We start from the raw sequence: 26,187 nt of genomic DNA, 5'->3' as shown, positions 1-26,187 counted from the left end.
AGGAATGATCATGAAACAGCTTGTTATCGTTGAGCGCGTATGCCTGATTGGTCATATTGTGTCAATGGTGTTTGGATTGGTGGGGATACTACTGATTGTACCTAATGCCGAAGTCCTGTTTCATCTATCTGAGATGGGACAAACAGCCATGCAGTGGAGTATGGCTGGAGGTGGAGTAGTCTACATGATTTTAGGTGCAGCAGCTGTATTTTTATATGCCTTGCGGACATTAGGTTTAGGTCGTACTTTAGGGTTTATGCTGCCTGCGGTATTGATTTCCTTAACCAGTGAACTTCTAGGAACTAGTACAGGTTTCCCTTTCGGTCACTACAGTTATTTAAGTGGCTTAGGGTATAAAATTGCTGGGTTAGTGCCATTTACTATTCCCTTGTCATGGTTTTATGTGGGCTGTGCTGCCTATCTGTTGGGACGTGCCGGTTTAGCCGTTGACAAAAAGCCTAGTTTGTTACGCCATGCCGGTGCGATCGTTTTGGGTGCGTTGCTACTAACTTCTTGGGATTTTGTACTTGACCCAGCGATGAGCCAAACTGCCTTACCCTTCTGGTATTGGCAACAACCAGGCGCATTTTTTGGAATGCCCTATCAAAACTTTGCTGGTTGGATGGGTACAGGTTCGGTATTTATGATTGTGGCGGCATTGTTGTGGAGAAATAACCCCATTCAATTTGAGCGATCGCAGTTAAATTTACCCCTAGCTATCTATTTAAGCAACTTTGGTTTTGCCACTGTCATGAGTTTGGCTGCTGGCTTCTCTATTCCCGTATTATTGGGTTTTGTCTTAGGTGTAGCACCAGCAGTAGTTTTATGGTGGAAAGCGACAGTTTCCCCATCTCAAATTGCTGTTGGAGCAGTCACAAATGAAATCTCCGTAGCTAGCGTTAAAGTTGCGTTGAAGTAAAGAAACTGAATTAGGGATTGGGGAATAGGGAATAGGGAATGGGGAATAGGAAGAAATTTTCCTCATTACCAATGCCCGATGCCCGATACCCAATACCCAATTCAAGCGAAAATAAATCTTTGTTATTGTTACGATTTCAATTGCACAATATTTTTACTGTGGACAACGCTTTGATCATAGAAAGCTCCCTATCGCTATTGTTCTTACTTATTCAACTACCTGCAACAGCGATACTGCTTTCGCGTCTAGTTAAGGGGCCAAGACGCAATCCCCCCATTCAACCCCAACAACCAACACCGGAAATTTTGGGTAGTGTTAGCGTTGTCGTCCCTACACTGAATGAAGCTTTGCGAATTAGTCCCTTGTTAGCTGGTTTGAGTCAGCAGAGTTACGAAGTTCGAGAAATTATTGTCGTAGATAGTAAATCCCAAGATGGGACTCCTGACTTAGTAAAAACGGCACAGCAGAAAGACCCCCGCTTTCGTCTCATTAATGATGATCCTTTACCTGCTAATTGGGTGGGTCGTCCTTGGGCATTGCATAATGGATTTTTATATAGCTCAGAAGATAGTCAATGGTTTTTAGGAATGGATGCAGATACAGAACCGCATCCTAGCTTAGTAGCTGGCTTAGTAAAAACAGCAGTAGCACAGGGTTACGACTTAGTTTCCCTCTCACCTCAGTTTATCCTCAAGTATCCCGGAGAATGTTGGCTGCAACCTGCACTCTTAATGACTTTGCTTTATCGCTTCGACCCAGCCGGAATCACTACAGAGCAACCAGAGAGAGTCATGGCCAATGGACAGTGCTTTTTATGTAGGCGGTCTGTTTTGGCTGCTGTAGGTGGTTATAGCAGTGCTAGCAGTTCTTTTTGTGATGATGTGACCTTAGCACGCTACATTGCCGATCAAGGCTTTAGGGTAGGTTTTTTAGATGGTGCGAAGGTATTAAAAGTCAGGATGTATGAGGGAGCATTAGAAACGTGGAAAGAATGGGGGCGCAGTCTCGACCTCAAAGATGCTTCACCTACTGCTCAAGTTTGGGGGGACTTATGGTTACTGTCGTCAGTTCAGGGTTTACCCCTAGTAATTTTACTGGGTTACTTCTTACTTGGGTTACTGCTTCCCCTACCTGGGACATTGCCTCTACTGTGCCTATTGGGATTGAATTTATTCTTGGTGGTGATTCGCTTTGCCATGTTACTAGCGATCGCACCTTCCTATGATTTTAAAAATGCTCAAGGTAGCTGGCTATTTTGGCTTTCTCCCTTTGCTGATCCTCTAGCAGTAGTAAGAATTTTCTTATCTGCGTTGCGTCAGCCGAAAGAGTGGCGAGGCAGAAAATATGGTGAGTGAGTGCTGAGTAATGAGTGCTGAGTTATGAGTAATGAGTTATGAGTTATGAGTAGTGAAGTATTACAAGAATATGTAAGTGTTGAGTTGTGATTCTTGAACAGTTCTTACTCGCTGACTCCCTGACGCAACACTTTTCCCTCCTAACTCACTTACTCAGCACTCAGCACTCAGCACTCAGCACTCAGCACTCACTCACTCTTCTTCACCTCCTAGGCGATCGCCTCTTTCTAGTTCCCAGAGAATTTGATTTCCTTCACGTCGCACCCTTGAGACTATCCAATTTCGCCATCGCCATTGGTCTCCTCGACTGGTGACAGCACTAGCATGGACATCCATCAAGTAAGCTAATTCAGAACTGGTAATCAGGTAGCCTTTAGCGGCAATTTCGTCAGCAATACGTAGAGTTTCAACTAAGTTACGGAGTTGTTCAACCCTTTGTTCAGGTGGCTGTTCTTCGACTGTAGCCGCAGCGTGTGCGGTAGGTAGTTCCATAGCGATTGTGTTTGATGCGGAAGTAGCGACTTCTTGTGTCTTTTTGTTAACTATTGTAGAGGTTGTAACATGATTAGGTACTTTTGATACAATATTTTCATTGTTATTAGGTAAAGATTTGTAAGCATTAGAAGTAGATAATTGTTGTAGAGATGGGATTTTGCCAGTGGCAAAGCTGCGAGCGATTACATCACAACGTTCGTTACCTACGTTACCAGAATGACCTCGCACATGATGCCAGTTAACCTGTTTGCTATTGAGTTCATCGAGACTTTCTAGCAAGTCTTGATTTTGAACTGGTTTGCCGTCTGCCTTTTTCCAGCCTTTTCGTTTCCACCCTTTCACCCATTTAGTCACGCAATTAATTAAATATTCGCTATCGGTATAGAGGGTGATAGGTTCAGTTTGTCGAGAGGACTGGAGAAATTGTAAAGCGGCGATCGCAGCCTGCATCTCCATCTTATTATTCGTAGTATGACTGGCGGCATCGCCCATTTCATGAATTGAGCCATCACTGAAATAGACAACAACACCCCAGCCACCAGGGCCAGGATTACCGGTGCAAGCACCATCGGTGTATATGCTTTCGATTGTTTGGGTAGACATAGTAAAAATATCAAACCGCATTGGGAGACAAGGAATTTAGCGGCAAAAGATGGGAAGCAATATATACGTTAACGTAGTAAAAATCAATCTTCCAGTAGAGTTTAAAAAATATACTTATTGCTTCGTAGTCAGGACTTTAATCCTGATTTTCTAATGACACACTTAAGTTTGGCAGGGAAATTAGTATACTGTTGACAATAAACTTGCTGTAACTCTAAGTTATGCAAATCTGCCAAAATCCTAATTGTTCCAACCCCTTGAACCCAGACGGTAATAAATTTTGCCTGACTTGCGGACACAGCAACTTCAGCAACCTACTCGTCAACCGCTACCGTGTTTTAAACCTACTAGGAGAAGGTGGATTTGGCAAAACTTACGCAGCCCAAGACATAACTAGATTTGATGATCCTTGTGTCATCAAACAATTTTTTCCTCAAGTCCAAGGAACGGCTGCACTCGCCAAAGCAGCAGAATTATTCAAACAAGAAGCAAAACGCCTGTATGAACTGGGAGAAAATCACTCCCAAATTCCCAGGCTTATGGCTTACTTTGAACAAGGTTCAAGCTTATATTTAGTCCAAGAATTTATTCAAGGACAGACTTTATTAACAGAACTGCGACAACAAACTTTTACAGAAGAAAAAATTCGCCAAGTTCTAGCAGATTTATTACCAGTTCTGCAATTTATCCACGATCGCAACGTCATCCACCGAGATATTAAACCAGAAAATATCATGCGCCGTCAGAGTGATGGCAAACTAGTGTTAATTGACTTTGGCGGCGCAAAACAAGTTACTCAAACCAGTCTAGCCAGACAAGCCACAGGAATTTTTACCGTTGGTTATGCACCTAGTGAACAAATGTCAGGTTTTGCATCTCCAGCTAGTGATTTATATGCGTTGGGTGCAACTTGTGCGCGGCTGTTAACTCAATGTTTAGCTGGACAGGATGCCTCTGGTAATTTATTTGATCGTCTTTATGATGTCTATAATGCTCAGTGGTTATGGCGAGATATTTCACAAGAAAAAGGCATCAGTATTAGTGATAATTTAGGACAAATTTTAGATAAGCTGCTTAAACATTTACCCAGGGAAAGATATCAATCAGCAGCAGAAGTTTTACAAGATTTGAATAATCATCCAACTCAAGTTGCACCCACTATTTTATCAGTTCCTCAACCACTATCAACACCTTTTCAACCCAGTCAAACAAATAATGGCTTACCTTTAAAAAACTTTGAATTTGATGTGGTTACAGTCGATGAAAAAGGAAAAGAAATTGACCGTAAACGTCAGAGTGCAAACTTTTTTGAAGAAGACTTAGGAAATGGTGTCATTCTAGAGATGGTATCGATTCCTGGCGGTAGTTTTATGATGGGTTCGCCACCAAGAGAAGGGTACGATTTTGAAAAACCACAACATGAGGTAAAGGTTCTAGATTTTTTGATGGGTAAATATCCAATAACTCAAGCACAATGGCAAGCAATTATAGGTACTAACCCTTCCAATTTCAAAGGTAAGAAACTGCCTGTAGAAAATGTAAGTTGGAATGATGCCGTAGAATTTTGTAAAAAATTGAGTCAGAAAACAGGACGTAGATATAGACTCCCCAGTGAAGCAGAATGGGAATATTCCTGTCGTGCAAAAACAACTACACCATTCCATTTTGGTAAAACAATTACGACGGATTTAGTCAACTATAATGGCAACTATACATATGCCTCTGCACCAAAAGGTAAATATCACAAAGAAACGACACCCGTAGGTAGTTTTTCCCCTAACGCTTTTGGTTTATACGATATGCACGGTAACGTTTGGGAATGGTGTCAAGATTATGGGCATAGCAATTATAATGAAGCTCCTACTGATGGTAGTGCTTGGTTAGCTGGTGGAGATAATACTTTGCGACTGATGCGTGGTGGCTCTTGGCTCTCTAACCCAACTAACTGTCGCAGTACGAACCGCCTTAGAAGCGCAGCTAATCTCCGTGGAGACTATTTCGGTTTTCGCCTCGTTTTATAGGAATTTAGGTGATTTTTGACAACAATTAAGCTGTAGCAGGAGGATGAAGTCTGTACAGAATGGACAGCCTAGTTTACATAATAGTTGAATAAATGTATTTGAGTAGAACTTAATCGGGAGCATCCACTTTTGGAAGAAATACCGGGCGATTGGAAATCGCGGCTATACAAACAAAACCCGCCTGCGCGGGTTTCAGAGAGTCCGCGCAGGCGGACTTCGTTATGTGTAGCCCCAGACTTCTAGTCTGTTCGCGTAGCGTGCGCCTTAGCGCAGGGCTGCCGAAACAGGATGCTCCCAACTTAATCTTTGCTTTTTGCATTTATTAAGAGTGAAAATATATATTACATTTGGCAAAGTCGACATAGCTTACGAGGAATTCCAGAACGATGGTTAGCAGCCTTAAAGAACTAATTGACGAGTCAAGGCTGGGTCTTGTTGATGATCCAGAGGAAAGATTTATCAGTAGCGGGGTAAGTTGGGAATTTTATGAGGCACTATTAGCCAAACTAGCGGATAATTCCCAGTACCATGTTACTTATCTAGATGGAATATTAGAAATTGTGTCGCCATCAAGAAAACATGAATCAGTAAAAACCAGGTTTGTATCCCTTCTATGGCTTTATTTATGGAAAAAACAGATTAAACATTTTCCTTTGGGAAGTACAACCTTTAAAAATCAAGCCAAAAAAGCAGGAGCAGAACCAGACGAATGTTACTGCATAGGAGAAGAAAAGGAAGTTCCCGATTTAGTGATAGAAGTAGTTGTTACTAGTGGCAGCATAAGTAAGCTGGAAACTTACCGACGCTTAGGAGTTTCAGAGGTTTGGTTTTGGCAGCTTGACAAACTTAAGCTTTACCATCTGCGAGACGATGCTCAAGATGAACAAGCCAACATTTTTACTGATACTTATGGTTATGAAGCAATAACTAGAAGTGAAGTGTTACCACAGTTAGATATTGCTTTGCTAGAGCGGTGCGTTTTAATTTCAGACTCAGTTGAAGCGGGTAATGAGTTTTATCAAAATATTTGATAAATACTTAGAAGAATTAACTTTTAGCAAAACGTCTGACAGCAAATAAACTGCCAATTAATCCGACAACTGCACCAAAACTTAACAGAATTAAGGGTAAGAGTAAAATTTGTGCCGGAGTAAGTTGTAAACCGTTGGTAATAAATTGAATAAATTCTGGTTGATTGGTGAGTAACTGACTGATGAACTGTTGGATGACAGAAATGAAACTCCAAGCGATCGCACCACCAACTAAACCAAAGGCAATTCCTTGTAAAATAAATGGTAGGTAAATCCACGCCGCCGTTGCACCCACTAGCTGCATAATTTCAATTTCCTGACGACGCGCTAAGACAATCAGACGGATGGTAGTAGTGGTGACAGCGATCGCGGTTAATGTCAAAATGCTGGTAATGGTCAAAGTTACCAAATTTAAACCCCGGTGTAACTGTGCAATGCGTTTCACCGCCTCATCGATATATTGTACCGTCTCCACTCCCTGTAACTTAGCCAGTTGCGTAGCTAAATTAGGGACAACTTGAGGGTTACGTGCTTTCACCTTCATCTCATCAACCAAAGGATTTTCGCCTAGTTGTTGCGTCGCACCATCAATATCAGAAATTCCCATTTCCTTAACTAACTTAGTCCAAGCTTGCTCTTTAGTAATAGTTTGCACATTTACTACATCTGGCATTTGCACCACGAGTGTTTCAATAGTTCGAGCGCGTGTACCAGAATCCAGATAAACTGATACCTCTAGCTGACTACCGAATTGGTTGAGGAGTTTTTCCACTTGCCAAGAAGTTTGCAAACTCAAACCAAACAAGAATAATAATACAGTCACCGTACTAACAGCCGCCCAATTCATCCAACCGCCACGCAGCAACCCCAGGAAAGTTTCTTTCAGCAGGTAGTCAAGTTTTGTCAGAAATTTAAACATAGATCACCCCAATTAGCTTCATGCAGGACAACACTACCTTTTATACACGAAGCTTGTATTAAAACCCTCTTACCCCTCTGCGTAAAACTCAGCGAGCCTCTGCGTTGAAAAATCAGACATTTAAGATGCTCCCAGTCAAGCTGACCACTAACTAGATTGATAGAATTAAATTAATTAGAATTTTCACAATCTAGCCAATCGAGAGTCATGCCTTCTGAAATTGCTGTTGAGAAAAAAAAGTTAAAAAACCCACCGTTGCAACTTCACTATCTAGGCGATCGCGTCTTGCGTCAACCCGCCAAACGCATCACCAAAATAGATGATGAAATTCGTCAACTTATCCGCGAAATGCTACAAACCATGTACAGCAGTGATGGCATAGGTTTGGCTGCACCCCAAGTAGGAGTTCATAAACAACTTATAGTTATCGACTGCGAACCCGATAAACCAGAGAATCCGCCACTGATCTTGATTAACCCCACCATCAAACAAGTCAGCCGCGACGTTTCTATGGCTCAGGAAGGGTGTCTAAGCATTCCCGGCGTATATCTGGATGTAAAACGTCCCGAAGTGGTGGAAGTGGCTTATAAAGATGAAAATGGCCGTCCCCAAACCCTGAAAGCAACTGACTTACTCGGACGCTGCATTCAGCATGAAATGGATCACCTCAATGGGGTAGTGTTTGTAGATCGTGTGGAAAACTCCTTGACTTTGGCGCAGGAGTTATCTAAAAATGGCTTCTCATATCAAGCAGTCAAACCAGTAGGGTAGGGTGGTCTAGTAGTGTATTTAACTCCAAAAAGCGGTTTTTTTCTAGGAAGCTCTTGTGTAACAGCGATCGCGGCTGTTGGTTCAGTGTTTGAATTAAGTTCGGGACAGCCAGATTTAGGTGTGCAAATCACCTCAATTATCTTAGCGTTGAGTATTCCTCTGACAGGATTATTTTTTGTTGCCGCAGTTAGGGACGCAAGGGCTAACATTAAATAAGCATCAGGTACATAAAAAGGGGAAAGGATGAAGTGAACAAGTTAGACTCATTCTTTCCCCTTTTCTCATTGCAGGGGGCGCAGAGTTGGGCGATCGCTTCTAAAATAGGAGAATGCTGATCACTCCTACTCAACTATTAAGGCTGTCTCAAGGACATCTCAATTTACTGGAGACTTGTCCGCGTAAATTCCAGCACACTTATTTAGAACAACTCAACTCGCCTTTAGATCCTGAACAGGAAGAACGCCAGACTTTAGGTAGTCGCTTTCACTTGCTGATGCAGCAGCAAGAAATGGGTTTACCAATTCATTATCTTTTAGCAACAGATATAAAACTACAAAGTTGGATGTCTGCTTTTGCGGATGCAGCACCAGAGATTATTCAACCTACAACAGATGAGCAAACTTTCCGTGAAAGTGAACATTACCGCACCCTGCAAGTGCAAGATTATTTACTGACAGTTATTTATGATTTACTCATAGGCGATTCCCAGCAAGCCCAAATCTTAGATTGGAAAACTTATCCCAAACCACCAGATAAACGCAGGTTAGCCCAAAATTGGCAAACTCGCTTATATATGTACGTCTTAGCGGAGACTAGCGTATACTTGCCAGAAAATATTTCTATGACCTATTGGTTTATCCAGTCTGAAGGTAAACCGCAAAATCTTAAATTTACTTACAGCACTAGCGAACACGAAAAAACAGATCAAAAACTTCATCAGTTGTTAAATAAATTAACTAATTGGTTAGCACTTTATCAACAAAACCAGCCATTTCCCCAAGTGTTGGTAGGGAACAAAGCCTGTGATTATTGTCAGTTTGCCATGAAGTGCGATCGGATTCCTACTATTGACGAAGCAAATACTCAAAACTCTTTACCAAATCTCGCTAATATTCAAGAAGTATCAATTTAATTGGGAATGGGGCATCATCAGTTATCAGATAGAAGCTATACGCAAAAATAAGGACTAAAGTCCTTACTACGAACTTGACTTTAATTTTGAGTGAATTTAATGCAGTGGATTTTAACAACGCCTGAACAACCCCCAGAGTGGTTTATCCAATTAGTAAAACAGCATACGCCTGCATCAAGTGGATTATTTGCAGCCCAATTATTCTGGCAACGGGGTATTAAAGATAAATCACAATTAGCTGCTTTTATTAACCATAAAACATATCAACCAGCTAGCCCATTTGAGTTTGAGCAAGAGATGCAACTAGCAATGGCACGCTTGCAACAGGCACGGAATGCAGGTGAGAAAATAGCCATTTGGGGAGACTTTGACGCGGATGGTATCACTTCTACATCTGTACTTTGGGATGGGTTAGGACAATTTTTTATTCAACATCAACAGTTAACTTATTACATTCCCAATCGCTTAAAAGAATCCCACGGTTTAAATGAACGAGGAATAGATAATTTAGCAAAACAAGGTTGTAAATTAATAGTTACTTGCGATACTGGCAGTACAAATATTGATGAAATTATCTATGCCCAAAAATTAGGTATAGATGTGATAGTGACAGACCACCATACTTTACCCGCAGAACGTCCACCAGTTACAGCAATTATTAATCCTCGTTATTTACCGCAGGATCATCAATTGTTTCATCTGTCTGGGGTGGCGGTGGCTTATAAGTTAGTTGAAGCTCTATATGAAAAATTACCTAGTATTCCCCAAGACCCCTTAGAGAATTTATTAGATTTAGTTGCAGTCGGGTTAATTGCCGATTTAGTCCAGTTAACTGGCGATTGTCGATATTTAGCACAGTTGGGTATTCAAAGACTGCAAGCTGATTTGCAACAACCACCAGCCATGCGTCGTAGACCAGGAGTAGGGCGATTATTGGAATTATGCCAGAAAAATGGCGATCGCCCCACAGATATTTCCTTTGGTTTAGGCCCCCGCATCAACGCTGTTAGTCGCATCCAAGGCGATGCTAGTTTCTGTGTGGAATTACTCACCAGTCGGGATGTAAAACACTGCAACGAATTAGCAGAAGTTACAGAACTTGCCAACACTAGGCGCAAATCTCTACAAAAAGACGTACAAGCCCAAGTAACTCAAAAACTCACACAGTTAGACCTCTCCACTACTAGCGTGATTGTCCTAGAAGACCCCCAATGGCCGGCTGGTGTTTTAGGCTTAGTCGCCGGACAAGTCGCCCAAGAAACCGGTCGCCCAACGATTTTGTTAAGTACAGAAGGGACTACTGAAAATTCTACCCCCACTCCCCTAGCAAGAGGTTCTGCCCGTTCGGTAAACTCCGTCGATTTATACCAGTTGGTGAAAGACCAAGCTTATTTGTTGCATCGCTTTGGCGGACATCCCTTTGCGGCTGGGTTGAGTTTACCAGTAGAGAATATTCCTTTATTTAGGGATGCGATTAATCAGCAATTGCGGCAATCGTTGGGTAGTGTCAACCTTACCCCTACAGTGCAAGCAGATATAGTAGTCACAGTAGCCGATTTAGGTAAAGAGTTATTTTTAGAACTGAAACTGCTAGAACCTTGTGGAATGGGCAATCCTGTACCCAAATTATTCATTCAGAACTGCTGGTTTGAGAATGCTTGGCATCGTAATCAGCAAGATTGGCAAGGGAAAAAAGTACAGTACATTAAGACTGATTTTAATATCCACGATGATTCTACCAAAAACCCCTTTCCTGGGATTTGGTGGGGACACTACAAAGAAGAATTACCCCTAGGTAAGTGTGATTGCATTGCAGAATTAGACTACAACACCTATAAAAAACGCTATGAAATCAGATTAATCGCCGTCCGTCCCAGTGAAAATTCAGAACTCAACACCCAACACTCTGCACATATCCTAGATTGGCGCAACCTCCCCAGTCCCTCCCAATTTCCCAATCCCCAATCCCTCATCCTAGAAGAATGCCCTACTCATTGGGATGATTTACGCGCTTGGTGGCGGCGATGTCTATATAATAATCAACAATTAGCGATCGCTTGGTCTAAACCTAACCATCAACCACCGAAGGAAATTTGGCTAACTTTAGTTGGTATTGCTAAATATCTGAGTCGGACAAATCAACTAGTTACCCGTGTCCAACTTTTAGAGAAACTGAAGATTAGCGATCGCACCTTATTTTTGGGAATTAAAGCTTTAAAATATTGGGGATTCACTGTCACAAGACAAGACCGTGATTTGCTAGTTAGTTGGAATCCCAGCACTGTCTCCGAAACCAAGGGTGATGTAGCAGTTGCACAGTTTTTAGCCGCCATCAGCGAAGAACATTTTCAGCAGCAGTATTTTGCTGAAGTCCCTTTGTCTACTATTGTGGCGATGCTGAATAGACTGGATTAACCTGACGATAGTTATCGAGTAAACCCCTAAATTTATCAAAATCAAAACTTAAAGGGTCAACTCTTTCTCCAGAACGGTCTACGGCTTTATGGGTAGTGATGCGATCGCCTGGAACTTGACTTTGAGCAATTAACCAAGCTAAAGAATGATATTGTGCCTCCGTATAGCCACTATGAGATTTTAAGAAATTATTCCCCCGTCCGTCTGGTGGTGTTTCTAAGGAAACATGGTAAGCAAAATTATTCACAGATGGGGGTAAATTAGCTTTAGTTTCGACGGTTTCAGCCCCATCTAAGCCATCAAAAATAGAGTTACCTGCACCAAAAGCTCGATATTGGGGAGGGACAAGATAAATCACAGTTCCATCTAATACAATGATGGCATGGTAACTCGCTTGCACATTTTCATCTTCATGGGGTGTTTGAAAAAAATTCACCGCGCTAGATGCACTATTACTAGTTTCGTGAATAACAATAATAGGTTGATTATTTAAAACTGCACCATTCGCATCTTTACTATACCTTTCTCCATAGTTGCTAGGATGCACCGCCGCCACTACATATCGAGGGTTGTATTTGCTAAAAGCCTTTGTAGTTTCATATCTACCTCTACTCTGATCATTATTTGTAGAAGATTTGAGCAGATTTTGAGATTTTTCCGCTAGGATCTGATCAGATTGTAATTTTGCTTGGGGGTATGAACTCCAGGCGATCGCTGCCGGCTCTGATGTTGTTGTATTAGTTTTTAGTTTAGTTAATTCCCCAATCAACAGTGCCATACTCAAAGCCAAGAACACTAGAGAAATTAATATTACCCTAGTTGCCCAATCTCTAAAACTCATTTTTTTATTTGGGTAAACAGCTAAAAATAATCTTAATATGTTAATTTTAGTCAAAAATAGACTAAAAAATTGACCTTAAGATCATAAAAATTTAGATAGTTTTGGCAAAAACTTTCTCTCTCTATATTTATATAAATACTGATATTTTTGTTTTTATAATCTCGCTTGGGAGAGATTATAAATTACTAAATTGTAGCGATGTGTCCAATTAATCTGCTATGCCCTGTGAATACAAATGCTGCTGAAACCCGATAGAATGCTTGACTGAAATTAAACAGATGATATCTTAACTCTAACAGTTGAGATAATTTAGCTGAAACTTTGCATGGAGTCCCTTGTACTGAGATTAGGGAACTCCAAAAAATAAATTATCCAATTTCTGAAATCAAACCGATTATCCCTCCCCCTGCTTTCCTGTCATCAAAGCGACGGGATATTTTTTTACTTGGAAGTCCCTAAGGGGCTGTAAAATAGAGGTTATTTTCGTAGCTTCAAAAGAACAACTATGGCAATGCCTTCTACACTGTACAGTGCATTTACTAACCACCGTGTCCTGAAAGTTATTAGCGGTTTGAACAACTTTGATGCTGATCGTGTCGCAGCCGTTGTGAAAGCAGCTGAACTGGGTGGTGCAACTTTTGTAGATATTGCAGCTGATCCTGTTTTAGTGCAGCTAGCTAAAAAATTAATCAACCTACCCGTTTGTGTATCCGCAGTAGAACCAGAAAAATTTGTCTCAGCAGTAGCTGCTGGCGCAGATTTGATTGAGATCGGTAATTTCGATGCTTTTTACGCTCAAGGGCGCAAATTTGAAGCCGAGGAAGTCTTGGCGTTAACATATCAAACCCGCGCTCTCCTACCAAACATTACCTTATCTGTGACTGTTCCTCATATTCTAGAACTAGATCAACAGGTACAACTAGCTGAAGAACTAGTCAAAGCTGGTGCAGACATCATCCAAACTGAAGGCGGTACTAGCAGCCAGCCATCTCACTCTGGAAGCTTGGGATTAATTGAAAAAGCTGCTCCTACCTTAGCCGCAGCCTATGAAATTTCTCGTGCTGTCTCAGTTCCAGTATTGTGTGCTTCTGGCATTTCTAACGTGACTGCACCATTGGCGATCGCAGCTGGTGCAGCTGGTGTGGGTGTCGGTTCTGCAATCAACCAACTCAATAGCGAAGTGGCGATGATTGCTGCTGTGCGTGGTTTAGTAGAAGCCTTGGCAAATACAAAAGTGCTGAGTGCTGAGTGCTGAGTGCTGAGTAGTGAGTGCTGAGTAGTGAGTGCTGAGTAGTGAGTGCTGAGTGGGGTATTGGGAACAAAGTCTTTCCAGTCCCCAGTCCCCAGTTCCCAGCTTTGCAATGAGTGGATTTGCAATGGGTGGATTTTAGATTATTCAATCCAAAATCTAAAATCTAAAATCTAAAATTCCTAGTCCCCAGTCCCTCTACACCAGAATATCCTTTAAAGCATAAATTACTTGTTCTTGCTGCTGGGGTGTTAATTCTGGAAACATGGGTAAAGATAACACCTCATGACAAATTTGCTCTGCTACTGGTAATTGTCCTGGCTGATAGCCAAGATGTTGATAGGCTGGTTGTAAATGTAAAGGGTAAGGATAGTAAACCATTGAACCTATCCCCTTTGCTTGCAGTTGATTGCGTGCCGAGTCGCGGTGTGTGGCGGTAGCACCATTTTGTCCCTCACTTAATACGCGGATAGTGTATTGATTCCATACACTGACACCACCAACTAATTCTTGCGGTGCAATGATACTGGGAATTTGAGTGAGGAATTGTTGATAATAAGCGGCGATCGCCTGACGTTGTTGATTCCATTTATCGAGATAACGTAGCTTAATCTGCAAAATTACGGCTTGTATAGCATCTAAACGACTATTTACCCCAATTTCTTCATATTGATAGCGGTTTTTTTGTCCATGCTCTTTAATGATCCGCACCTTAGCAGCTAGCATCGGATCATTAGTGGTGATCGCTCCACCATCACCGCAAGCACCCAGGTTTTTGGTAGGGTAGAAACTAAAGCAACCAAAATGTCCTATACTGCCAACTTTTTGATTATCCCAAATCGCACCTGTAGACTGAGCGCAATCTTCAATCACGGCTACATTGTGAGATTGTGCGATCGCCATCAGTTCTGTCATATCCACAGGCTGTCCAAATAGATGCACTGGGATAATCGCTTTAGTTTGGGGTGTAATTGCTGCTGCGACTTGTTGCAAATCCAGATTAAACGTCTTTGCATCTATATCTACAAACACTGGCTTCGCACCCACAGAAATAATCACTTCGACTGTGGCGACAAATGTAAAAGGCGTAGTAATAACTTCATCACCTGCACCAATTTCTAAGGCGCGTAGTGCCAGATATAACGCATCAGTGCCTGAGTTGCAAGCTACACAATCACTTACACCGTGATAATTAGCAAACTGCTGCTCAAAACTTTCCACTAAAGGGCCGCCAATATAGCGGCCAGAAGCCAGAACCTCTACCACAGCAGCACTAACTTCTGCTTCTAGAGAGGCATATTGCTGCTTGATATCAAAAGCTGGAACAAAATTTATGCTTTGGATCATAAAGTTTTCATTTTATCTGAAGATACAAAAGATACACTACGACTGTCAATTTTTGCACAGGGAATTTTTCTCAAACAAGCTAGCAAGGACTGTCACCTTAGATACGTATTAATCAGGGGTTATTACCGGAATAATTTTATGGGTAAAACTTGGATCAGTGGTAAATTATGAGTGCCTGTTTGCAAACTGACTATTTTGGGGACTAGGAATTTTAGATTATTCAATCCAAAATCCACTCATTGCAAATCCACTCATTGAAAAGCTGGGGATTGGGTATAGAGCATAGTAAAAAATGAAAGGAAGACTTTCCTTCCGTCTTCTCTGTCACCTGTCACCTGTCACCTGTCACCTGTCACCTGTGTTTCTGAGGAGATAAATAACCAATGCAGGATTTAATCAAGTTGGATTTGGTTGATTTAGTGATTGCTGTAGGATTAATGGCGATCGCTATTGGGATATCTGCTTGGGAAAGATTGGGACTAGAGTTAAATTTAGCGATCGCCACTGGTAGAACCATCCTACAGTTAGCTGTTTTGGGATACATATTAGACTTCATCTTTGCTTTAAACAATTATTGGGCAGTTTTGGCGATTTTAGTAGTTATGCTGACGATTACGGCGATTGTCTCACGAAATCGCATCAGTCAAAAGATTCCTGGTGTATTGCCTTTGGTTTGGGGGGCAATTTTTGTCAGTACCCTGATGACATTGCTGTATACCAACTTCTTAATCATTCAACCAGATAAATGGTACGAACCGCGCTATCTCATTCCTCTGGGGGGGATTGTGTTAGGAAATGGGATGAATGCAGCTGCGATCGCTGGCGAACGTCTAGTTAACAGTATGAACACCTTTCCCAACGAAATCGAAACGCACTTAAGTTTAGGCGCAACCCCTCAACAAGCCACCAGTCAATACCGCAAGGAAGCCATCCGCGCCGCATTACTACCGACAATTAACCAAATGATTTTAGTGGGAATGGTAGCTATCCCTGGAATTACCACGGGACAGTTACTAGCTGGTATCACACCCCTAGAGGCTGTATCCTACGAAATTGTGATTATTTTTATGGTGGCTTTCGCCAACTTACTCACAACAGTTTTGATTACTAAAGGATTGTGTCGTCAGTTTTTTAACTCCGCCGCGCAGTTGGTGAGGTGAGAGACTGGAGATTTATTATAAGCAGGGGAACAGGGGAGATTTTACCCCAATGCCCAATGCTCAATGCCCTGTACACTAAAATTAGAATTGATGTGACGTTCTCTATTAACTAAAGTGTCAGACTCATTGCCATTGCGCGATCGCTATCTCGGACTGATTGATGAAATTGTCCAACTCACCCTCCAGGGCAAAATTAGCTCTGTAGAGATGGTGTATCAAATGCTGCAAAAAACTATCTTAGCTGGCACGGGAGAAATCTTCGAGTTAGGTTTGAGCGATCGCCTCAACGCTATCCAAACTCAGGTAGATAGTGAAACAGATGAACTGAAAAAAGCTAAGGCTAACCGGAGTTTACGAGCCATTAAGACAATTCAAAGTCAATGGCAACGGTATAGAGAACAAAATAAAACTACAGAAGCGATCGCCTCCGCCTCTCAAGAAATTACGACAGCTGCAGCTGATGAACGTCTAGCTATATTCTTGCGTCTGACTGACCCCAATCTTAAAAATCCCCTGAATATATCCCAACTACAGCAATTATCCAAATCTTTGCAACAATTTGCCCAGTTTAACGAAGATATAGCGCAAATATCCCAAGGTATTACCCGTGGTTTAGCTGCTTGGCAAAGGTTGCAAGACCACTTGGTAAGCTGGATGTATGAGTCAAATCAAGCCCTAGGATTTGGCGGTGTCGCTGGAGAAACTGGCCCTTGGGGAACTTGGGCGAAAAAAGTTAATAGTGAGTTACCCCAAAAATTATTACGTACCTTAGCAGTAGAGCAATCTGCCATTTCATTTGCAGAAACCCAAAGTAATCTCACCCTCAGCGATTGGGTGGAAATAGCGATAATTTTGCAGTATTTACAACGGGGGTTAGTTAGTTGGTTTGACCAACAAGCATACAATATTCAAGCCGGCTCAAAATTATCGATTTCTACCTTTTTAACCTTTGCTGTCCTTTGGAGTCAGTTGGCAAGTGGTTTCCAAAGTCAGGCAGTGTACAGTAATGGCGCATCACAAATCATGCTCCAAATTTTACGCACCTTTGCCCAACGTCCCTATTTTCCCCTTTATGGTGGGATTTTTGCGTCCTTTTCTGGTAGTTATTTGCGAGATGCCCTAGATTATTTAGATGAACCATTGAGTAAAGTGGCGAGAACTCAGGAAAAAGCGCGAATTTTGACACTTTTAGGGTATTCTCAACGTGCTTTGGGACAATATAAGCGTTCTATACATTTTCATGAGCAAGCATTGGAAATTGCCAGAAACTCAGGCGATCGCCCCTGTGAAATTGCCAATCTCAATCACTTAAGCCGTACTTACGTGCAAGAGAAAAATTATCCTGAAGCGATTAATAATAGTCAAAGAGCATTAATGTTAAGCCGACAAGTAGGCGATGCCTACGGCGGGCAAAGCCAACGCACAGGAGAAGCCAACGCCCTGGTAAACTTAGGTTACAGCGAAGTCATGCAAGCACAACAACTGGAACAAGTAGAACCAGAAACCTATGAAACAGCAATTAACTATTTAGAACAAGGATTAAAGTTATCAGAGAAACTAGGTGATATTCAAAGTAAAGCCTTATGTCTCAGCAGCTTGGGTATTGCTTATTTAGTAATTGCAGACTCACAAAATGCAATTAAATATCTAGAAGATGGTTTTAAAACAGCCCAAATTTCTGGTGATTTATATCTGCAAGGTAGAAATTTAGCTTATCTGGCTGAAGCTTATTATCAATTACATAATTTTGAAAAAGCTGTTTACACTGGTTGTTTAGGAATGTATCTTTTAGAACAAATAGCTTCGCGTGAATGGCGACAACCAGCAGGATTACTAATAATTTTACAAGGGCAGATCGGAGTAGAAGTTTTTCAAACTTTACTCCAGCAACATCGCCCTAAAATTATTGCTATTATTGGTGTCGATGGGTATGATTATATTCCCAAGTTGTTAACACAATACCAAGAGTAGTGCTGAGTGCTGAGTGATGAGTAATGAGTAATGAGTAATGCAGTCAATACTGTTCGGTTAAGAGTTTTTGTAGGTTGGGTTAAGCGACAGCGCAACCCAACAAAAGTCCGTAAATGTTAGGTTTTCTAATGTCAACCCAACCTACCTCATTTAATGTTTTTAGCTTAACCGACAAGTATTGAACTAACTGGAGTCAAAAATTAGAGCTAAATATGACTAATATTTAAAGGCTTTTTTGTTGAAAATCCTGAAAAATTTGGCATCTGTCTTTAATAACTTTAATTATCAATAGCTGCTTAATGTCGAACTGGAATTTCTATGATAAATTCTGTTCCCTTTCCTATAGTTGAGTAACATTCTAGTTTGCCACCATGTTTCTCTGTAATGATTTGATAACTGATAGACATTCCCATACCTGTTCCCTTACCAATAGGCTTAGTAGTGAAAAAGGGATTGAAAATTTGTTTTTGAATCTTTTCAGACATCCCCATAGCATTGTCTGTGATGCGAATAGAGACACAATTTTTATCTATAATCTTGGTATGAATATGAATTTGTGGAGTAATCAAAATTTCAGGCTTTTTCATCATTAATTCTTCTAAAGCATCAATAGCATTGGCTATAATGTTCATAAATACTTGATTAAGTTGTCCGGCGTAGCATTCTACTAAAGGTAATTTGTCATAATCTTTAATAACTTGAATAGCTGGATGTTCTGGTTGATCTTTGAGGCGATGTTGCAAAATCATTAAGGTACTATCAAGACCTTCGTGGATATTCACTTCTTTGAACTCGGCTTCATCTATACGAGAAAATATTCTTAAAGACAGCACAATTTGGCGGATACGTTGAGTACCAATTTTCATGGAATTTAGAATTTTTGGTAAATCATCCTGGATGTACTCAAAGTCAATTTCTGTATATAAATCCTGTAATTCAGAGTTATAAGCTAAATTTTGTTGTTGATATACCTGAATTATTCTTAATAAGTCGTGTGTATGTTCTTCTAGATAGTTAAGATTACCGTGAATAAAGTTTACAGGATTGTTAATTTCATGGGCAACTCCAGCGACTAATTGACCTAGACTAGACATTTTTTCCGCCTGAACTATTTGTGACTGAGTGTGTTTGAGTTCTTGCAGAGTTTGTTCTAAATCTTGAGCTTGTTGTCTAAGTCGAGCTTCCATTTGTTTGCGTTCGCTCATATCTCGCACAATAGTAGAAAAATACTCAACTTCACCATTAAGGGATTTGTGCGCTAAAATAACTTGAGAAACAGGTATTTCCTGGCTAAATTGGTTTAAAATCACAGACTCACCAATCCACATTCCGGAACGTATCGCTTCAGGTAAGGCCTGCTGCAAGATAATTTCTCCAGCCCAATCAGGATGATTTTGGGCGATTACTAAAGTTTTGAACTCTTCTGTTGTCTTGATACCTAATAATTGCCTCCAGGCTTGGTTCAAGTAGAGAACTTTACCAGTGTTATCAGCAATGCCAATAAAATCAGGAGTAGCTTCTAAAATGGCTAGTATTCGTGTTTGTTCTGCTTCAGCTCGTTTGCGTTCACGAAGTATAGCTTGCTGTTCGCTAATATCGCGTACTACTGAAAGGACGTGAGGTTTATCTTTGTAGTTAAAGAGTTTTGCTGTCACCTCAACGTCGAAGCAAGTACCATCTTTGCGGACGTCTAAGCCCTCACAGTGAAACTCACTTCCAGTCTTAACTGTTGCGATGAATTTCTCAAATAAATGAAAAGAATCAGGATGAATATAATCTGTGGGACTTAAGCCAAAAATCTCTTCTTCTGAATAGCCGTGCATCTGGCAAAAGGCGGGATTAATACTAACAACCTTGCCAGTATCTAAATCCATGACACTGATACCATCACTGACAGTCTCGAAAATGTTGCGATACTGGGCTTCTTTTTGGCCTAGGGCATCTTCAGCAATTTTACTCTCAGTGATGTCTCGTGCTACAGCATAGATATAGTTATCATAAGCAACCGCAATCCATGATAGCCAGCGATAGGAATCGTTTTTGCAACGATAGCGATTTACAAACCGAAAAACCCGTACTCCTTCGCTCAATTTTGACATTTCTGCTAATGTAGCTGCTTGGTCGTCTGGGTGTATTATGTCCAAAAAGGGTATTGACAGTAGTTCAGCTTGGGAATAGCCAAGAATTGCCTCACTTGCGGGACTCACGCGCTGGAAATAACCATCAAAGCTAGCAATACAGAGAATATCCATTGAGATATTGAAGAAGCGATCGCGTTCATCTTCTACGATTTTGCGTTCGGTGATATCTTCATAAAAACCAAAAACACCAATCACCTCCCCATCAAAATTACGCAAGGGAAATTTACTCATTTTGAGCCAAATTTGAGTTCCGTCTTCTCTTATTTGCGATTCTTCATAGCCAAGCTTAGGAATATTGCTTGAAATCACTTCTGCATCATCTTGCCGATGAACTTCGGCAAATTCTTGCCAAGGTAGTTCACAATCTTTCTTACCGATGATGTCTTGGGGTGAGGCCAACCCTGCGTCTTGCAATAGACGTTGATTACACCCTAAAAATCGCGAGTCTCTGTCTTTCCAAAAAATTCCCTGGGGTAATGTGTTTAAGACTAATTGCAAAAAGTGTTGGGATGCTTTTAATTCCCCTTCAAGTCGGGTGATCGTTGTACAAGATTCTTGCGTAGATGTTGCTAATTGTTGCTTTAATTCGGCGTTTTGCTGCCGGAGAAGATGAATTTCCTCTTCTAGTGCTTCAACATACATTTATGTATTACCTCCCGATAGCTAACATACTGGAATATTTATACAAAATTTAATTTAAATGCTCCCTGAAAATCAATTGCGGCTCATCCAGTATTATTCCCAAACTAAATGTTTCAATTACTGCTATCAGCAAGAAGATTGCTGGAAAAATTTACAAATAAATAATCGGCAGTGATGGATACCCTGCCGATGCTTATGTCTAAAAATAAATTACGCAACAGTCATAGTAAGTTATGAGTGCTGAGTCTGTTTTGAAATACCTCCTGATGTATTCAGCACTGAATTAACGTCTTGCTGTATCAGTTTTATAGCTGTCTAGCTGATACTGGTTGTTCTAGGTAGCCATATACTAGACGAGAAACTTGATTGATAAAACTCTTTGCTCTGGCGTCACCAAAAGGCCTAGCCACCATAATACCTGCTAGGTAACGCTTGCCTGAAGGTGTTTGCACAATCCCCGCGTCTGCTATGACTCTTCCCAGCGTGCCTGTTTTATGGGCAATCACTGCACCTTTACCCAAACCAACTGGTAACAAACTTCTATTTTTGCATTGCACCATAATGTCCATAACTTTGGTGTTACTGCTGCTACTCAGTAACTTATTATTAGAAATTAAAGCTGCCACGCGGACTAAATCTTTGGCACTAGTTGTGTTAGTACCCTTAAAATCGCCTAGCAGATTGCGAATCACAGTATTTTGCAGTCCCCAAGTACGAAACTTCTGATTCAATTTATTTTTGCCGCCCAATCTATCAATCACCATATTGGTAGCAGTGTTGTCACTGATAGTCATCATTCTAGTGACAGTATCTAAAAGACTAAACTTAGTCCCTGCTTTTTTATACTGCATATTTCCTGAACCACCAGTCATCAAGTCACGTCGCATTACCACTGTTTCATTTAGCTTGACTCTACCAGCATCGACTTCTTGGAATAATGCCACCAAAATGGGAAATTTAATTGTGCTAGCCGCAGGAAATATTTTTTCTCCGTTGATGTCTAAATATTCTCCTGTCTCCATATCCAAGAAAAACATTCCCGGCGAGAGGGAACTGTAGCGAGCCATCAATTTTTTGATTTCAGTATCAAGCTGGGAGATTTCTTTATTTAAAGGAACAACACCTGCAAAATTGGAATTATTACTGATAGGAATAAAAACTTTTTCTTCACTGGCAGTAGATATTAGAGTATCACTCTTCTCAATTGCCGATAGGTTGAGAATCCAGTTTGATCCGGCCTCCCCTTTAACTACTAACTTGTCTGGAGAAGCCGTATAACCTTGTGCTAACTCAACTACGATTCTGGTGGTGTTATCGTCAACTTTGCCAACCCGAATTTCTTTTACTTGTGACCCAAAGCTTTTACGGATTGTATCACTTTTGAGGCTTGTTTGAGGAAGGTCAATGACAATTCTTGTCGGGTTATTAATTAAAAAAGCCCTTGGTTTAACTTCAGAATCAGTGGTGATGCTCAGTTGATTTTTAGCTGGGTTGAAGTTCCATGATTGCAGTCTAGCTGCATTGACTGGAGACGATAAAAGGACTGCGCTGATTAAGCTGAGTAAGACAAAAGGTGATTTCATGTGTGTGAGTTATGAGGAAGCAATAGAGCGTATGTGCCAGATTTTCTCAGGTTTGTTTAGGTTTTCCGGAAGAAGATCCAACAAGGGTGTACTTTTATGTATTTGCTGACATCGAGACGTTCGTCAAATAAAATAGTTCCAATGCGAAATCAACAAATCAGAGCGATATTTTTTAACAGCATGACAATACACCTGGAAACAGGTGTTGCCAAACTGAACAGATTTTATTAAGATTACAACAAATCGTGATCCCATAGTTGCCAAGTTGCTCTTTTTTTGGGGAATGAAGATAGAAAATAGAGTTTTTATTGGTTGATTCAGGTACAAGAAACCCACCCCCAACCCCCTCCCCGCAAGCGAGGAGGGGGCTATGATATAATTCATGCGATTAGGAAAATTTGTATGTTTTTTATGATTTTGAAGGGTTTAAATTGACTCGATTTATTGATTGGAAAGATAAAATATTTTATATCGATATGTAAGGATTGATACGCAAGATAATAACAAAAAAAATATTTTTTAAAATAGGTGAAATTTATTAAACTTGGGTTAATTGACTTGATTTACGACTATAGTCATTAATCAGTAAAATGCTTATGTTTTTAATTAAAAAATAATTGCAGGACTCTTTAAGCTTTGAGAGCGAATTTCCAGAGCATAACTGCAATTATGGTGCATGGAAGGCGATCGCACTCAATACGGTTAGGTGAAATAGATGAGTAACAATATTTACAGTCATTGCGATCGCTTTGCTCGCAATGACATTAACCAAAGCTTATTGGTACTTGAGTCTTCTGAAAAGGAGTAAGTATATCATGTAACTTTCTTGGACAAATTATACTTAAACTCAATTTCAAAATTACTCTCCGCCGAGCCTTCTGTCAAAAATGGAATGCCAGTTTTACCACCCAACTTGATGCCAAACTTAACTGTTACCTCCTCAGCTTCAGGTAAGTTTTTAAATGCACCAACAGCTAACTTGGCATAACCACGAATTTTGTCTTGAAAATCTTTAATATTCAGTGTCGGTAGACCATCACGGTATCCAGGCTCTTCCTCTTCTATTACTTCCGGGGCGGTCTTGGATTCTAGATAGATAGTGTATTCTTGATCGCCGTCTTTGATAATCAAACTTTGTATTTCTGACATTTAAGAGCCTCAGTTAGTTTTTTAGTTATTATTCTAGTAATATTACGTAAAAACATCTGCCAAATAAATATGGCTCGATATGCGCTGGTAATTGGCATTGCTAAGTATGAGAACTTCACTAACCTACCAAAAGCCGTCAACGATGCAGCACAAATCGCACAGCTACTAAGTCAACATGGTCGGTTTGATGTTCAGCCATTACCAGGGAAGTTAATTGAGAGTGAGAATATTTGGCAAGTCACGCCTGATAAAAAGTTAACGGGTAAAGACCTCGGACAAGCATTGAGAGTATTTTTGCTAGAAAAAGCTAAAGGTGCGGAAGCATTAATTTATTTTGCTGGACATGGCTTTGAAGCAACTAGCCTGACAGGAGAACCGAAAGGATATTTGGCGACATCTGATTGTAGTAAAGATGGACAAAATGCGATCGCCTTTGATGATTTCAATACCCTCATTAGTAAATCCCAACTCAGCAGCCTTGTGGTACTGTTGGACTGCTGTTATGCCGGGTCTTTACTAGAGAGAAGCTTTATCAAGTCTAGTTTTCCGGTATTCAACAGTAAACAAGACTATTGTTTAATTACTGCTTCCCGTGCTTTTGAAAGAGCGAGGGAAGATGCTGAAGGTGGAATATTTACCCAGGCGGTGTTAGCCGGGTTAGCTAACTCAGAAGCGGATGACGCTACCGGAGAAATCAACGCCAATGATTTGATGAGTTTTGTGACACGCAAACTCAAGGGAAGCGGCCAAGAAGCAATTTACATGGGTGGCGGTAGGTCAATTCCTTTGGTTTGGTATCCGCCGAGAAATCCGGTAGCTGCTGGGGTAGTGAGTGAAGAATGTCCCTACCGAGGTTTAGAAGCTTTTGATAAACAACACGCCAAATTCTTTTTTGGTCGTCAAAAAGTTGTTAACTACATCCAACAAAAACTAGCACAGGCTAATTTTGTCCCTATTATTGGCGCGTCGGGAAGTGGTAAATCTTCCGTGGTGCGGGCGGGTTTGATTCCAGTGTTAGAAAAAAATGGTTGGCGAGTTTTAGAACCAATTATGCCCGGAGTTGAACCGTTAGCAGAGTTAAAACGAGCCTTTACCCAGTTGTTTGAACGCACGCAAATTAGGGAAATTTCGGCGTTGATTGACACAGCAGGTTTATCTTCGGTAATTTCTAGGCTGACTGGTTCTGAGCGTTGGTTGTTGGTGGTAGATCAGTTTGAAGAAATTTTTACCCTTGGTTGCAAGGAAGATGAGAGACAGCGATTTATTGAGTTGTTAACTCAAGTTGCTGAAGGGCGGTTAGCAATTGTCACCACAATGCGAGCTGATTTTCTGGAATACTGTTTAAGCTATGAGTCGCTGACACAACTAATTCAGGAACAGGCTGTGTATATGCCGCCATTATTGGGTGCAGAATTAGAAGAAGCGATCGCATCTCCAGCTATGTTACAAGGTTATCAGCTAGAAAAGGGATTACTGGGAGCGATTCAGCAAGAAGTATTAGGACAAGAGAAAGGCTGCTTACCATTATTGCAGTTTGCCCTGACTGAACTTTGGGAACAGCGCGATCGAACAACCCACCAGTTGACAGTCACTAATTTTAACGAACTAGGTGGAGTAATTGGGGCATTGAATCGTCATGCAGAAAACCTATATGCAGGTTTTACAGAACTGCAACAAACTTGGGTTAAGCGGATTTTCTTAAAGTTGGTGCGTACTGGTGCAGAAGATAAAGATACGCGACAGCGACAAACGAAAAATGAATTGTTGAGTGTTGCTGGTGAGAACTCAGATGAGCAACCAGTCATAGAACAAGTTTTAGAAAACTTGATCCAAGGACGCTTAATAGTAACTGATACCGAAGCTAGAGAAGAAGTTTGGATTGATTTAGCTCATGAAGCCTTAATAGAAGGTTGGCAAAGATTGCGAGAATGGCGACAACAAGACCGAGACTTGCGACGTTTACACGATAAATTAGCCGATGCTTTGCGGGATTGGTTGCACAAGGGAGAAGATGAACAATACCTCATGCCCAGAGGATTATTAGCAGAGGTGCGGGAAAATTGGCAAAAGTTACAACCTGATTTATCATCGCAGGCTAAAAAGTTTTATCATCTCAGTGATGATGATGAAAAAGAACGGAGTGTTGAACGGAAAATAGGTCTCAGGGTACGCACTAAAACCTTATTGCAAAAGAAAACAGCAAATATTCAGGAAATACTCTCTACCCAACCACTCAAAGCTTCTGTGCTGGCAATACAAGCCATAGGTGAAAACTTGGAGAAAATGCCAGAGCAAATTCTCGCTCCAGTTAAGAATAGCCTGCAACAAGCGATGAAAGTATTCACTCCTTTCCGTGGTCATAAGGGTGTGGTCTGGTCTGTCGCCATCAGCAGGGATGGGCAGACGATTGTCAGTGGAGGTGATGACGGCACGGTGCGCTTGT

General features: G+C 41.0%; 19 protein-coding genes. 12 read left to right on the top strand and 7 right to left on the bottom strand.

Going from position 1 to position 26,187, the window contains the following annotated elements:
- Positions 1 to 10: 10 nt before the first annotated feature.
- Complete coding sequence (cruF, locus tag ACM0OR_RS11430; protein ID WP_190700702.1) at positions 11 to 919, top strand: gamma-carotene 1'-hydroxylase CruF; 909 nt, start codon at positions 11 to 13, stop codon at positions 917 to 919.
- Between the two features lie 158 nt (positions 920 to 1,077).
- Positions 1,078 to 2,274, top strand: a complete 1,197-nt coding sequence (cruG, locus tag ACM0OR_RS11425) for a 2'-O-glycosyltransferase CruG (RefSeq protein ID WP_414576302.1) — start codon at positions 1,078 to 1,080, stop codon at positions 2,272 to 2,274.
- A gap of 192 nt (positions 2,275 to 2,466) precedes the next feature.
- Here cruG and rnhA read toward each other — a convergent pair whose 3' ends face one another.
- Complete coding sequence (gene rnhA / locus ACM0OR_RS11420) at positions 2,467 to 3,372, bottom strand: ribonuclease HI (protein ID WP_414576301.1); 906 nt, start codon at positions 3,370 to 3,372, stop codon at positions 2,467 to 2,469.
- A 221-nt stretch (positions 3,373 to 3,593) separates the two neighbouring features.
- Here rnhA and ACM0OR_RS11415 point away from each other — a divergent pair, with 221 nt between their 5' ends.
- A complete protein-coding gene (locus ACM0OR_RS11415; protein ID WP_414576300.1) occupies positions 3,594 to 5,393 on the top strand; it encodes an SUMF1/EgtB/PvdO family nonheme iron enzyme in 1,800 nt (599 codons plus the stop codon).
- Positions 5,394 to 5,779: 386 nt separating this feature from the next.
- The gene (locus tag ACM0OR_RS11410) at positions 5,780 to 6,424 is read left to right on the top strand and encodes a Uma2 family endonuclease (protein WP_414576299.1); all 645 of its coding nucleotides are present in this window, start codon (positions 5,780 to 5,782) and stop codon (positions 6,422 to 6,424) included.
- A gap of 16 nt (positions 6,425 to 6,440) precedes the next feature.
- On the opposite strand, the gene ACM0OR_RS11405 is transcribed toward ACM0OR_RS11410, so the two are convergent.
- Positions 6,441 to 7,343 carry a cell division protein FtsX gene (locus ACM0OR_RS11405; RefSeq protein ID WP_414576298.1) on the bottom strand — a complete coding sequence of 301 codons (903 nt, stop codon included), beginning with the start codon at positions 7,341 to 7,343 and terminating at the stop codon, positions 6,441 to 6,443.
- A gap of 207 nt (positions 7,344 to 7,550) precedes the next feature.
- Here ACM0OR_RS11405 and def point away from each other — a divergent pair, with 207 nt between their 5' ends.
- The 4 genes from def (at position 7,551) to recJ (ending at position 11,661) form a co-directional block, all read left to right on the top strand.
- Complete coding sequence (def, locus tag ACM0OR_RS11400; RefSeq protein WP_323267993.1) at positions 7,551 to 8,114, top strand: peptide deformylase; 564 nt, start codon at positions 7,551 to 7,553, stop codon at positions 8,112 to 8,114.
- Positions 8,115 to 8,126: 12 nt separating this feature from the next.
- Positions 8,127 to 8,330, top strand: a complete 204-nt coding sequence (locus ACM0OR_RS11395) for a hypothetical protein (RefSeq protein ID WP_015138463.1) — start codon at positions 8,127 to 8,129, stop codon at positions 8,328 to 8,330.
- A gap of 112 nt (positions 8,331 to 8,442) precedes the next feature.
- Entirely contained in the window at positions 8,443 to 9,246 is an 804-nt protein-coding gene (locus ACM0OR_RS11390; RefSeq protein ID WP_414576297.1) for a PD-(D/E)XK nuclease family protein, read from the top strand.
- A gap of 99 nt (positions 9,247 to 9,345) precedes the next feature.
- Positions 9,346 to 11,661 (top strand): single-stranded-DNA-specific exonuclease RecJ, encoded by a 2,316-nt coding sequence (gene recJ, locus ACM0OR_RS11385; protein WP_414576296.1) that lies wholly within the window; start codon positions 9,346 to 9,348, stop codon positions 11,659 to 11,661.
- Here the strand turns inward: recJ and ACM0OR_RS11380 are convergent.
- Positions 11,630 to 12,502 (bottom strand): peptidoglycan recognition family protein, encoded by an 873-nt coding sequence (locus ACM0OR_RS11380; RefSeq protein ID WP_414576295.1) that lies wholly within the window; start codon positions 12,500 to 12,502, stop codon positions 11,630 to 11,632. The genes recJ and ACM0OR_RS11380 overlap by 32 nt on opposite strands.
- Before the next feature lie 505 nt (positions 12,503 to 13,007).
- Here ACM0OR_RS11380 and ACM0OR_RS11375 point away from each other — a divergent pair.
- Positions 13,008 to 13,757, top strand: a complete 750-nt coding sequence (locus ACM0OR_RS11375) for a DUF561 domain-containing protein (protein WP_414576294.1) — start codon at positions 13,008 to 13,010, stop codon at positions 13,755 to 13,757.
- A 192-nt stretch (positions 13,758 to 13,949) separates the two neighbouring features.
- Here ACM0OR_RS11375 and ACM0OR_RS11370 read toward each other — a convergent pair whose 3' ends face one another.
- The gene (locus ACM0OR_RS11370) at positions 13,950 to 15,098 is read right to left on the bottom strand and encodes a DegT/DnrJ/EryC1/StrS family aminotransferase (RefSeq protein WP_414576293.1); all 1,149 of its coding nucleotides are present in this window, start codon (positions 15,096 to 15,098) and stop codon (positions 13,950 to 13,952) included.
- Positions 15,099 to 15,481: 383 nt separating this feature from the next.
- On the opposite strand from ACM0OR_RS11370, the gene ACM0OR_RS11365 reads away from it, so the two are divergent.
- Positions 15,482 to 16,258, top strand: coding sequence for an ABC transporter permease (locus ACM0OR_RS11365; RefSeq protein ID WP_414576292.1), 777 nt, complete (start codon positions 15,482 to 15,484; stop codon positions 16,256 to 16,258).
- A gap of 114 nt (positions 16,259 to 16,372) precedes the next feature.
- Complete coding sequence (locus tag ACM0OR_RS11360; protein ID WP_414576291.1) at positions 16,373 to 18,229, top strand: tetratricopeptide repeat protein; 1,857 nt, start codon at positions 16,373 to 16,375, stop codon at positions 18,227 to 18,229.
- Between the two features lie 296 nt (positions 18,230 to 18,525).
- On the opposite strand, the gene ACM0OR_RS11355 is transcribed toward ACM0OR_RS11360, so the two are convergent.
- The 3 genes from ACM0OR_RS11355 to ACM0OR_RS11345 form a co-directional block, all read right to left on the bottom strand.
- The gene (locus tag ACM0OR_RS11355; protein WP_414576290.1) at positions 18,526 to 21,012 is read right to left on the bottom strand and encodes a PAS domain S-box protein; all 2,487 of its coding nucleotides are present in this window, start codon (positions 21,010 to 21,012) and stop codon (positions 18,526 to 18,528) included.
- Positions 21,013 to 21,317: 305 nt separating this feature from the next.
- Positions 21,318 to 22,595: a serine hydrolase gene (locus ACM0OR_RS11350; RefSeq protein ID WP_414576289.1), complete on the bottom strand. Its 1,278-nt coding sequence runs from the start codon at positions 22,593 to 22,595 to the stop codon at positions 21,318 to 21,320.
- A gap of 813 nt (positions 22,596 to 23,408) precedes the next feature.
- Complete coding sequence (locus ACM0OR_RS11345) at positions 23,409 to 23,744, bottom strand: CU044_2847 family protein (RefSeq protein ID WP_414576288.1); 336 nt, start codon at positions 23,742 to 23,744, stop codon at positions 23,409 to 23,411.
- Positions 23,745 to 23,813: 69 nt separating this feature from the next.
- On the opposite strand from ACM0OR_RS11345, the gene ACM0OR_RS11340 reads away from it, so the two are divergent.
- Positions 23,814 to 26,187: caspase family protein (locus ACM0OR_RS11340; RefSeq protein WP_414576287.1), on the top strand; the 2,374-nt coding region annotated here is incomplete at its 3' end.

The sequence above is a fragment of the Anabaena sp. CCY 9402-a genome, assembly GCF_963920945.1.
GTDB lineage: Bacteria > Cyanobacteriota > Cyanobacteriia > Cyanobacteriales > Nostocaceae > Trichormus > Trichormus minutissimus.
The sequence above is the reverse complement of the archived record's forward strand: the minus strand, read 5'-3'. Positions and strand labels throughout refer to the sequence as shown.